Source organism: Dyadobacter sp. LHD-138 (genome assembly GCF_030929615.1).
GTDB lineage: Bacteria > Bacteroidota > Bacteroidia > Cytophagales > Spirosomataceae > Dyadobacter.
Genome location: NZ_JAVFVU010000007.1, coordinates 90,329 through 102,426, shown reverse-complemented (window position 1 = coordinate 102,426; position 12,098 = coordinate 90,329). Strand labels below are relative to the sequence as shown.

The 12,098-nt window shown below is 45.2% G+C and carries 6 protein-coding genes and 1 pseudogene; 1 reads left to right on the top strand and 6 read right to left on the bottom strand.

Annotated features, from left to right (window positions below):
- Positions 1-435: 435 nt before the first annotated feature.
- On the top strand, positions 436-2,034 hold the full coding sequence (locus RB622_RS07125) for a DUF4394 domain-containing protein (protein ID WP_308045865.1): 1,599 nt from the start codon (positions 436-438) through the stop codon (positions 2,032-2,034).
- 246 nt (positions 2,035-2,280) lie between these two features.
- Here RB622_RS07125 and RB622_RS07120 read toward each other — a convergent pair whose 3' ends face one another.
- From RB622_RS07120 to RB622_RS07095, 6 genes and pseudogenes are all read right to left on the bottom strand, one after another.
- Entirely contained in the window at positions 2,281-3,795 is a 1,515-nt protein-coding gene (locus RB622_RS07120) for a sulfatase (protein ID WP_308045864.1), read from the bottom strand.
- A gap of 27 nt (positions 3,796-3,822) precedes the next feature.
- Positions 3,823-5,256 carry a sulfatase gene (locus RB622_RS07115; RefSeq protein ID WP_308045863.1) on the bottom strand — a complete coding sequence of 478 codons (1,434 nt, stop codon included), beginning with the start codon at positions 5,254-5,256 and terminating at the stop codon, positions 3,823-3,825.
- 141 nt (positions 5,257-5,397) lie between these two features.
- A pseudogene (locus RB622_RS07110) lies at positions 5,398-6,779 on the bottom strand (sulfatase).
- 36 nt (positions 6,780-6,815) lie between these two features.
- On the bottom strand, positions 6,816-9,140 hold the full coding sequence (locus tag RB622_RS07105) for an arylsulfatase (protein WP_308045862.1): 2,325 nt from the start codon (positions 9,138-9,140) through the stop codon (positions 6,816-6,818).
- Between the two features lie 42 nt (positions 9,141-9,182).
- Positions 9,183-10,841: an arylsulfatase gene (locus RB622_RS07100; RefSeq protein WP_308045861.1), complete on the bottom strand. Its 1,659-nt coding sequence runs from the start codon at positions 10,839-10,841 to the stop codon at positions 9,183-9,185.
- Between the two features lie 148 nt (positions 10,842-10,989).
- Positions 10,990-11,922, bottom strand: coding sequence for a hypothetical protein (locus RB622_RS07095; RefSeq protein WP_308045860.1), 933 nt, complete (start codon positions 11,920-11,922; stop codon positions 10,990-10,992).
- Positions 11,923-12,098 lie beyond the last annotated feature (176 nt).

Here is a 12,098-nt window from a genome sequence, read left to right as displayed (position 1 = left end):
ATGTGGCGATGAGACAAGGACATAAGAATATTTCTACGTTTTTGTTCCAATAGGAATATTTCGTTGATAACAATGATATTTTGCAATTTCAATATCCACAATGTGGCGGTGAGACAAGGACATAAGAATATTTCTACCTTTTTGTTCCAATAGGAACATTTCGTTGGTAGCAATGATATTGAAATTGCAAAATATCGTTCCTTCGGAACGACTCGTGGTGTTGCCAGCAGATGCTTTGGTGCTTCAAAATTCAGCCTTTTTAATTGCCTTGAAAATTATCTTCGGGTAGCCTAACCCTGGCAAATCAGCCCAATAAATGCTTAAATTAAATTTGCATTAAAATAAATTAAAAATTAATCCTAATTTTTAATCCAAAGGAAGTATTTGATCGTAAGTGAGTTCTGTAAAACATTCACTCACTTACTCAGATATTTCATGAAAATCACAAATTCTCTACTCAAAAAAGTAACGCTTGTCACGACCTTGGCGGTGGCACTGGGTTGGTTTTCCTGTGAAGATCACCGTCTCGCCCCGACCGCGCAAACTCTTCCTGACAGGATTTTTTATGCATTGTCTGACAACAATCAGTTGCACGAGATCAATGTTAAAAACACATCCACGCCATTGAGATCATTTTCCGTTACAGGTCTGGAAAACGGTGACGTATTGGCCGGAATCGATTTCCGCCCGGCAACAGGTCAGCTTTATGCAATCAGTGCGCAAAGCAACCTTTACCAGATTAATGTAAAAACGGGAGACCAGCAGGGAAAAGCAACCAGAATCGGTACCGCACCCATTGCGACAACTCTGACCGGCACCAGCATCGGATTTGACTTCAACCCCACCGTTGACCGGATCCGCGTCGTAACGAACACGGCGCAAAACCTGCGTTTGCATCCTGAAACAGGGGCCGTCGTGCCGGGAGATTCTCCTTTAAACGGACCTGCAAGCCCAAAAATTGGTGCCGTCGCTTATACCAACAGCCGTGCCGGTGTGACGGCAGCTCCAGGTGGAGTCGGTACAACCCTTTACGATATTGATCCGGTTGCTGATATCCTGTACATTCAAAACCCGCCGAATCCGGGAGCGCTGGTAGCCGTTGGCAGACTGGGGCTTGATATTCAGGACGTGGGTGGGTTTGATATTTCACCAGATCTGAATGCATCTGATATCTATCCAATTGCTTCGGTTAAATTTGACAACAAATGGGAACTGGATTATGTAAATTTGACTTCCGGTAAATTACAAAAACTTGGAAATCTTCCAGCAAACGTTAACATTATCGGAATCGCTATCCCTGCTTTGCCCGTTGCTTATGCACTGGATGCGGCAAACAATCTTAAAATATTCAATCCTGCAAACGGGAGCGAATATAGCACCAAGGCAATTGGTGTGCCCGGTGGCGTGACGTTATTGGGTATAGATATCCGCCCTGTTAACGGACGCTTGCACGCTTTAGGCAGCAACAGTAAAATATATGGTATCGATCTTGGCTCTGGCGCTGCAACTGAACTGGTTAGCCTGAAACTCATGAATGACACACCAGTAACGATAAGCGGCATGTATTTTGGAGTTGACTTTAACCCCGCAGCAGACAGACTCCGTGTAGTGAGTGATAACGGCCAAAATCTGAGAATCAACGTTACAGACGGTGTAACGACGGTCGACGGTCCGCTAAAAATCGGAAACATGGCTGGTCCAACGCCTTTTGCAACAGCCGTTGCTTACACCAACAGCTATCCGGGTGTGATCGCAGCCAATACCACATTGTACGACATCGACAGTCAATCCAATCTGCTTTACAAACAAAGCCCGCCAAACGACGGAATTCTAATTGATCCGAAAGTTCTCGGCGTTGATGTTGACCCTAACAGTGGCTTTGATATCGGTAATGTTTCGGGAACGGGCTTTGCTATTTTTACGGTTGGAGGCAATACCAGCTTCTACACGGTTGATCTGGCAACCGGCACAGCACTCATGAAATACAGCTTCCCGGTACCTGTAAAAGGACTTGCTTTGGGTTTTGGTCTGTAACAATATTATTCTGGATACTAAAAAGGAGATCTGAATATTTAAGATCTCCTTTTTAGTATCACAACACACTGAAATAAAGACAATTAACCAAAATAACTTTTAATACATATCATAATTTAAATAAGTATTAAAAGTATAATATGATAAATACTTATTTCACTATTTTAAATTATCATACTTTACATAAAACCAATACTTTTAAAAACAATACACCAGGAATGACACTATTCACGAAGCCTGGAAAAGTTACCTGGCTTCTTTTCGGAGCTCCGCATAACGTTTACGAAGTTTCTTCAACGCCGATTTATCAGATTTATTTTTGATAATATTGGTCGTTTCGTTGGGGTCTTTTTGGGTATTGTAAAGTTCTTCGTAGTTGTGCTCGATGTACTTCATGTATTTAAAATTCCGGGACACGACACCCTCCACTTTGGGTATGGCCGCACCACCCAGATAAGTATGTTCATAGAAAAAATCTTTTCTGGCCGTCGACTTCTTCTTCATCATTCCGATTAAATCCATGCCCTGTATCGTTGACGGAACAGGAACACCTGCCAATGCCAGAATGGTTGGCGCGATATCAATGTTAAGGGCTATCTTATCCGTCTCTTCTCTTCTCAACTTTCTCGGTAAAGGAGCACCGGAAATGATCAGCGGCACTCTGATGGATTCTTCAAAACCGTACCATTTCCCTTCCAAACCATGTTCTCCAAGGGACAAGCCGTTATCACCCATAAAAATGATGATCGTATTTTTGTCAATTTCTAATTCCTTTAACTGAGCCACCATATTACCAACCACTTCGTCGACACCGGTTATCAACCGATAATAGTTTCTGATCGTTTCCTGTCTCAACGCAGGCGTCGAAAGCAAAGGTTTCCATCTTACACGCGCAATATTTCTATCACTCCTGAAAAACTCAGGGAAGCTGTTCCAGTATTTGGGATCGGCCGTGACCGGCTCGGGAAAGCTGGCATTCTGATAATACCCTTTGTACCGTTCCTGTGCCGGAAAAGTTGGTGGATTGCTATCCAGTTCATGCGGCGCCTTGAAGCTAACCGACAAGCAAAACGGTTCCTTTCCGGCAAACTGGTTTAGAAACTGACGGATATCTTTTCCTACACTATCGGTATGATGGATCATCTTCCCGCTTTTATTGATCATCTCATACACCGGCTGTTCTTCCCGCGCACTGGCCCAATAGTCGAAAAGGGTATCGGGCTGGCGCTTCCCGTCGAGCCCGAATTTACCGATAAAACCCAGCTTGTAGCCCGCATTTTTAAGTAATGCCGGATAAGTTTTAGCCAATGCATTTTTGGAAAGACAGGTTTTGAAATCATTGATCTTATGTCTCGACTGATACTGGCCGGTTAAAAGACTGGCACGGCTCACGCAACAAATCGAAGTGGTCACGTAAGCCTTCTTGAATAAAGTTCCTCTTTTCGCCAGTGCATCAAGGTTAGGCGTTTGGATAATGCTATTACCCATGGCACCCAAAGCGTCGCTACGGTGATCGTCCGTCAAAATGAAGATAATATTGGGACGGGGTTTTTCATCCCTTGGGTTCCGGGGACTTTTCCTACCGATCGCAGCAAGCTGATGCCGGTTATTGATCAATCCGATAACAATATTCGGACTGACGGACAACCGTCCTTCATACCGCTGTCCATACCCGGAAAGGCACTGTACGATAAGAAAAACAACTAACGAAGAGGATCTTATAAAGCTGCTAACTTGCATGGTCACTAATAATATGCTCAAATTTTATACAAAAAATTTGATTTATAATTATTCATGCGCCGGAAAACCTTTTTTTAATAAAATTGCCAGTTCATTTACCGTTTTACTTTGATTATTTTCTTTGGCAAGATTCTTAAACTCTCCCGGATCTAACTGATGGTCATACAGTTCTACGCCCGCTCTTCCTTCATCCCACTCGGTATAACGAAAGCGTTCCGTCCGGACCGAACGGCCGAAAATCTTGTCGCGGCGCACCTGCGTGTAGGCTGGCTTATCCCATTTTGCAGCAGGATTTTTCAACAACGGCGTCAAGCTTTTTCCCTGTAACTTCTGGTGGGGATCAAGGCCCGTAAGCTCTGCCAGCGTGGGATAAATGTCCAGCAATTCCACCGTCCGGCCGGACGCCTTTCCTTTCAGACCTCCGGGAACCGAAATAATCAACGGCACACGAGCAGAATTTTCAAACAAACTTTGCTTCATCCATTGTCCGTGCTGTCCAACATTGTAGCCATGATCACTCCAAAACACAATAATCGTATTGTCCGATAATTTCAGACGATCCAGCGCGTCCAGCAGTTTTCCAACCTGCGCGTCCATAAAAGAAATGGTTGCGTAATAGGCCCGAAGTGCTTCTCTGCGTTCAGGTTCTGAAAGCCCCCAGTGGGCTGGCTTTGTAAATATTGCGGCCTCAGGGATGTCATCCAGATCATTTTCCACTTCTTTTGGAAGCGGAATTTGGTCAAGCGGATACTGATCAAAATATTTTTTCGGAGCTACGTAAGGTGAATGCGGCCTAAAAAAGCCGACAGCGAGAAAGAACGGATCGTTTTTCTTTTCTTCCAGTAGCTTGATCGCTTCGTTGGTTATGATACCGTCGGTATGCTCATCATCCGTTCCTTCCGTTGCGAGGTATGCAAGCGCGCTGCCCAGCGGACGCTTGGGCGTCAGGTTTTTAACGAGTGGTTCTTCCGTTTTATCCCGCCCCTTCGGATTGATTTTGTGATTCCACGACGCAGCATCATCCAGACCATCCGTACCAATTTGTCCCGGTACCCCGTAATGGAAAATCTTACCTACCCGCGCGCTGTAATAGCTATTGTTTTTAAAAAGCTGCGGCAAGGTTACAATGTCCGGGAGGTTCTGCCGGAAATGTGTTTGCAGTTCGTAAATCCCGGTCACGTCCGGTCGCTGCCCGGTGAGCAGGGAAGAACGGCTGGGACTGCACAATGGAAACTGGGTATACGCCCTGTCAAACCGGACGCCGCGCCGGGCGAGCCGGTCAATATTGGGTGTTTTTACGAAAGTATTGCCAAATGCCCCGATATCATTGTTAAGGTCATCTGCGGCTATAAACAACACGTTATATTTCTTTGGCTTGTCAGATCCCTTCTTACTCGAAGAGCCCTGTGCTCCGGCATAACCGGAAAATATCACGCCCATCACCACCAGTGTGTGAGACAATCTACTGATATACTTAACCATAACTTTTCATTTGTTACATTGTGCAATGATTCATTTTATAGCATAAGCTCCTTCAGGGCTCCCCTATACTTCCCATTTTCGTAGCGGTATCGGATCAATAATATGGAATCTGACGATTTGCAACGCCATAAAACCGCATGACTATTTATTCAAACCACCCTTTGCTGCCCGCTCAGCCCGCTTCTTGATATGGCTATCGTCAGACGGCATGCGCTGTACAAGTGCCGGGGGCGTTGCACCCATCTTTTTATTAAAAACCGCCAGTGCGCCAAGCAGTTCTTTTGCCTTGGCAGGATTTGTTTTAAGCAGGTTATTCTTTTCAGTTAAATCTGTTTTCAGGTTAAAAAGCAGCGTGTCAGTTGCCGAAACTACAACGATACCATTGATTTTGATATCGGCCTGTGGCAGGCGTATTTTCCAGTCACCTTTCCGGAATGCTTCGATTTTCCCGTTGGAATAATATGCAAATTCATCCGCCTTACGTTTGCCGGTACCAAAAAGAACCGGACTAATATCTTCACCATCCAGTGGTTTTGTCGTCTGCGTTTTCTGACTTCCCGTCAGACTCATGATCGTCGGATACAGATCCAGCTGCGTTGTAATATCCTCGTAAACGCTTCCGACTTTTATTTTCCCGGGCCAGTAAGCAACGGCCGGAACCCGCTGACCGCCTTCAAAAGTAGTACCTTTTCCCTGTCGCAAAGGTACCGCTGAGCCGCCTTCCACATCGAAGATCAGCCATGGACCGTTATCACTTGTGAAAACAACGAGCGTATTTTCTTCCAACCCATTCTTCTTTAATGCTTTGACGACCTCACCAACACTCCAGTCGATTTCCTCAATAACATCGCCGTACAAACCTCTTTTCGATTTCCCCTCAAATTCAGGTGAAGCATACAACGGAACGTGCGGCATGTTATGCGTCAGGTACAGAAAAAACGGCCGGTCTTTGTTCTTGTCAATAAATTGAACCGCTTTATCCGTATAGGTTTTCGTTGTATACTTCTGGTTAACCCGGATGCTGTCCACATCGTTACCACGCAGATAGACAACACCTTGCATGTCATTGCTATACGGAATTCCATAATATTCGTCAAAACCATTTTGCAACGGCAGAAACTGTTTATGATGTCCCAGGTGCCATTTGCCGAAAATCGCCGTTGTATAGCCGTTCCCTTTCAGTGCCTCAGCAATCGTTACCTCCTCTGCCGGAATACCTGTAAAACTTTCCGGAAAGAAAACATGATCGATCCCCAACCTCCGCGGATAACGTCCGGTGATCAGCGCTGCCCGGGTGGGCTGCAAACCGGTGACGACGAATAAAAGGAAGTCAGTTTTAAACCATTTTTAGCCAGATTATCAATGTTCGGCGTACGAATGTCAGTGGCTCCAAAAGTTCCGATATCTCCATAACCCAGGTCGTCTGCCAGAATTACGACAATGTTAGGCCTGCTGCTCTTTTTCTGCGCGATGGAAACAGTTCCAACGGCCACAAGCAAGATACTTATTACAATCTTTTTCATAGTAAGATCAGGTTGTTTGCCCTACTTCAACAATAACTACTTCTTTAATAAGCCTACCTTTTCTTCTTTATCCTCATCCTGCTCAATAACCAGACTTTTCACAACGCCGTTAAAAGCAAATGTTCCAACGTAGGACTTTGTGACCGGGGAATTCAGGTCCTTTCCGATGCTAAATCCATCCGATGAAGCCGAGCTCAGGTATCTGGTTTTATTCACATTGGTCTGCTCTGCCACTTTCTCGTTATTTAGGTAAAGATTAACTTTCTTATCCTCTGTAAATTCCACCCGAACCACATTTTTCCCCGTTGCCAGACTTTTGTTAGCTGTCAGCACAATCTGATTTATACCGTCATTCAGCAGATATTGCAGTTTATTGTTTTGAACATAGAGACTCGTTCCGCCAATTAACCCTCCATTTGAAAAAATAACGCCCGCAGGATTTTTGGCAGGCACTTCAATATTTGCCGTAATGTTCACAGCACCTTTACCAATATAAACCCTTGTTTTGATCGTCGTGCCCTCATAGATCACTGACTTCTCCCGAATCGCCGGTGGTGTTAAACCAGCTCTGAAATTTTTAAGGGGATACACATTGTATTTTTCGGCTTCCTGATCAAACAACTTTTTCAATTCTTCAAGTTTTTCGGGATACTTCGCCGACAAATCATTGATTTCGTTCCAGTCTTCGCTGAGATTATAGAGCTCCCATTTATCACGCTTGAAATCCGCGATGAAGTTAATGTCCGTCGTAGTTTCTCCAAAAACATTACGCGGATGGTACACACTTGCCTTCCAGCCGTCCTTGTACATGGAACGTCCGCCGTGAAGCTCATAATATTGCTGGTTATGGCGGGTTTGCGCCGCCGCATTTTCGAAAGAGTAAACCAGGGAAGTGCCATGCAAAGGCCGCTGCGGATAACCGTTGATGACCTCCGGCACCTTCACGCCGGTAAGCTCAATGGTTGTCGGCAAAATATCTGTTACATGTGTATACTGGTTTCGCAGGCTCCCCTTCTCCTTAATGCCTTTCGGGTAGTGGACGATCAATGTGGTATGTGAAGCTCCCTCGGCATTTACATCACTTTTCCAGTAACGGAAAGGCGTGTTCGTCGCCTGAGACCAGCCAAGCGGATAATTGGGAAAGCTAAATTCGGTTCCAATCTTATCATACTGGGACAGTAAAAACTTCGCGTCATCGCCCTGCGACTTTTCTGCAATGCCCGTCGTTCCGTTATAAGTTCCTTCTTTACTCCCGCCATTGTCTCCAACAACGAGAAAAATAAGCGTATTGTCAAGCTGGTCAATCTGCTTTAAATAATCCACTACGCGACCAACCTCATAATCCGTATAGGACAAAAATCCGGCATAAACTTCCATAAACCTTGCATAGATCTTCTTCTCATCCGCCGAAAGTGTTTCCCATGGTTTGATACCAGTCTGGCGAGGCGGCAGTACGGTTCCTTTTGGTACAAGGCCAAGCGCCTGTTGCCGCTTGAAAACATTTTCGCGATACTGATCCCAGCCACCGTCAAATTTACCTTTATAGCGGTCACTCCATTCCCTGGAAACATGATGCGGCGCGTGTGCAGCTCCGGTAGCATAATACACAAAAAACGGCTTATCCGGATCCGCAGATTTTTGATTGGCGATATAAGAAATCGTCTTGTCCGTTAGCAACTGATTTAAATGCCGGGTATTGGGTTCAATATCAATCGGTGCGGTTTCTTCCACCAACTGCGGATGCCACTGATCGGTTGCTCCACCCAGAAATCCATAGAAATGTTCAAAACCCCGGCCGGTTGGATAACGGTTGTAAGGTCCTGCAATTGTCAGGTCTCTTGGCTGATTGCCATGCCATTTCCCAAGGGCAAAGGTGTTGTAGCCATTTTCACGAAATATTTCAGCGACAGTCCCGGCTTCGAATGGAATGTTTCCATTGTACCCCGGTGCACCAATGCCCAGCTCCGCATGATGCCCCATCCCAACACTGTGCGGGTTTCTGCCAGTCAATAAAGCTGCTCGTGTCGGACTGCAAATGCCGGTCGTATGAAAGTTCGTATAACGCAATCCATTGTGGGCCAGCTTTTCAAAATTAGGTGTTTCAATAAGTCCCCCAAAAGCAGAAGTTGCTCCGAAGCCTACGTCATCCAACAATATCCAAACGACATTCGGGGCATTTTTCGGGGCTTTGGGCTGCTCCTGCCACCACTGTTCTGTTTCCTCAATTGTTTTGCCAATTTTTCCCTGAAAAGGCTGAACAGGGTCATGCTGTGCAAGAACAGGAAGCGTTATAGTACCTAAGAAAATTGTGAGAGCCATCCAGCGCTTACGGTCGGCAAATTTGAATATTGTTGTTTTCATGTCAATGATTTCAATAGAACGATATATCATATACGCAATTGATCATTCTCCACGGCCTACCTGTTGCGCAGTTTTGAGCGGTGTTGCCTGTGGTGCACCAGAAGGATTCGCCGGTTTTATTTTATCGTAGTCAACCACACCTGTTTTATCCGCCCACTTGAAATAATCGGCTGATAACGCATTAACGATTTCCGTATTAACGGCTGAAAGATCATTGGTTTCACCCCTATCTTTTTCAAGGTCGTAAAGTTCCCACTTGTAACCAGGGTACGTCGAAACGATTTTCCATTTGCCTTTGCGTACCGCCCTGTTTCCCGCTCTTTCCCAGAAAATAGGTTCTCCTCTTTCAACAGTCTCCGATTTTCCTGTTAATACCGGGAGCAGACTTTTTCCCGAAAGGGTATTGGTAACTGCATTGTTGAATTTCTCGGGATACTGCGCTCCGGCCAGTTCATAAAAAGTAGGTGCCAAGTCAATCAGATGCCCCGTTCCCTTGACGATACTCCCCGCCTTGATCTGTTTTGGGAACCACGCAATAAAAGGAGCGCTGATGCCGCCTTCGTGCATATTGTTCTTATAGTTGTTATGGGGCGTATTGGAAACATAAGCCCAGTTTTGCTCCTGATAATCGTAAGAACCGGCGGTGCCGATAGGGCCCGTATTCCGTGGCGGTTTTCTCCGGTTTTTTGCCGAGAATCCACCCTGTGCACCGTTGTCAGAAATAAAAACGATAAGCGTATTCTCATCCTTTTTCAGCACTTTGAGTTTTTCTTTCAACCGGCCGATATTCTGGTCCACCCGGTCCACCATGGCGGCATAAACCTCCATCTTGGTCTCCCAGAGTTTCTTTTCTTCAAATGTCAGGTGATCCCAAAGCGGAACTTCCGCGTCTCTCTTGGCGACCGCTTGTTTTGGATCGGAAATACCGAGTGATTTTTGCTTTCTAATCCGTTCATTCCGAAGCGAATCCCACCCAATCGCATACCTGCCTTTGTATTTGGCAATATCTTCCGGCAAAGCCTGCAACGGCCAGTGCGGCGCATTAAAGGCGACATACAAAAAGAACGGCTTGCCGGTTTTGTCCTGCGCATCCAGGAAGTCGAGTGCATTGGTGGTAATCTCGTCGGTCAGATACTGGCCCGGTTTAAGATTAATCCGCTTGTTATCCTTCACCAGTTCCACTGGAGGCGCCTGTCCATACTCTCCAATATCAAAATAATTACTGGCCCCTTTAATAAAACCGTAAAAATGATCGAAGCCACGTTGATTCGGCCAGGCCAGACTATCTCCGCCCACGTGCCATTTTCCGCTCATCAGGGTGCTATAACCTGCATTTCTAAGTACTTCGGCAAATGTCAGCGATTCTTTGTTGAGATAACCCTGATAAGCAGGCAGTCCCAGATTGACATCAAAATAACCGATACCGGCCTTATGCGGATATTGGCCTGTTATCAGCGAAGCCCGCGTTGGCGCACATATAGAATTGTTATAAAACTCACGAAAACGGATTCCTTCTTTGGCAAGATTATCGAGATTTGGGGTCTGGATTTCCGAGCCATAGGATCCGACATCGGAATATCCCATGTCATCCACCATGATCAGGATTATATTCGGTCGGGTATCGGCTTTTTTAGTTTTTTGGGCAAAGGAGGCAGTCAGGTTTACGAAAAGTAAACCGGCAAGTACAAATTTGAACTTCATTTGCAGGTATATTTAAAATCGGTAGGGAATATGCTATTGAGGCCAGAGCAAGATAAAATCTGAGAATGAAAATCAGGCAGATTAAATTTTCCGGCACCAGAACATCTGGCACCGGAACAGGGAACCTTGTTTACGTAATCACAATGTCTTATTTCACCGCTGAGAATCTTTCCAACTTCTCTTTTTCCAACTGGAGACGTTTGGCTTCCGGTTTCAGATATCCATATTGATGCAAATCCTCTTCCGCATGTGAAGCAACCCACAGCAGAAACTTTTTCGCCTCCGGATTACTGTTGTTTTTCGCAATGGAGAAATGAACATATTCCACCGGAATATTTTTCACCTTTTCGGTTTCCAGTTTCAGTAAAAACTGATCCAGGTTGTCAATGGCTTTTTCTTCTTTGGAAACCCTTCCGTTTCCGTCCAGGTCCACCGGAATAATGGTCAGACCTTCGGCTGGTTTCCGTGAAGTCAGGTCAAAAGCAAGGCCAGGCACGGTGTAAGTAATGCCCGTATCGTCTTTCAAAAGCGCCTTGATCAAATGTTCATCTGCGCCAGCAATGGTTTTCCCCTTGATCTGCTGCTGCTCGTATCCGAAGTATTTCGCGAACGTCAACGGAGCGCCAGCTTTCTGCAAGCGGGTATAAACCGTAAAAGGAGTGGTAATGGACTTATCTTTCTCCGCATAAATATCATGGAAGAAAATCTGTTTGTATATTTTTTCGATCAATCCCTTGTCGCTGTACTCCTTTGCAAACTGGGATTTGGAATTGGCAACAGGTAACAAGGCATAACGGCCAATCGATACGTATTCACGGCTTTCTTTCACTTCTTTTTCCTGATCATAAGCCTCGATTAAAAGATCATATTTCTCCGGATCCGTGATCGTCCGTGTTTCAATCACAATCTGCGCCTTTGGATTTTCAGCACTGTATTGTTTGATCCATTTATCGACAAGCGGGTAGGCAAAACGGACACCCGTGATAATTACCTTATTCTGACTTGTTTCCTGAGCAAAAATCGGGGAAGAAACAACCAGAGACAACCCTGTTGCGACGAGTAGCGATTTTAATGTTTTCATGATGTTAACGGATATTAAATAGTTTGAGCACGCTGTAACCGGAAAACTGCCTGAACAATCAAACCGCTACAAATGAGGTATTCTGATAATCAAAAACTAAAAAGAAGTATTGTCAGCATTAATAACAACAGCCAGCCACGAAAGGAATCGACCGACAAACCACCACATAGGCAGCA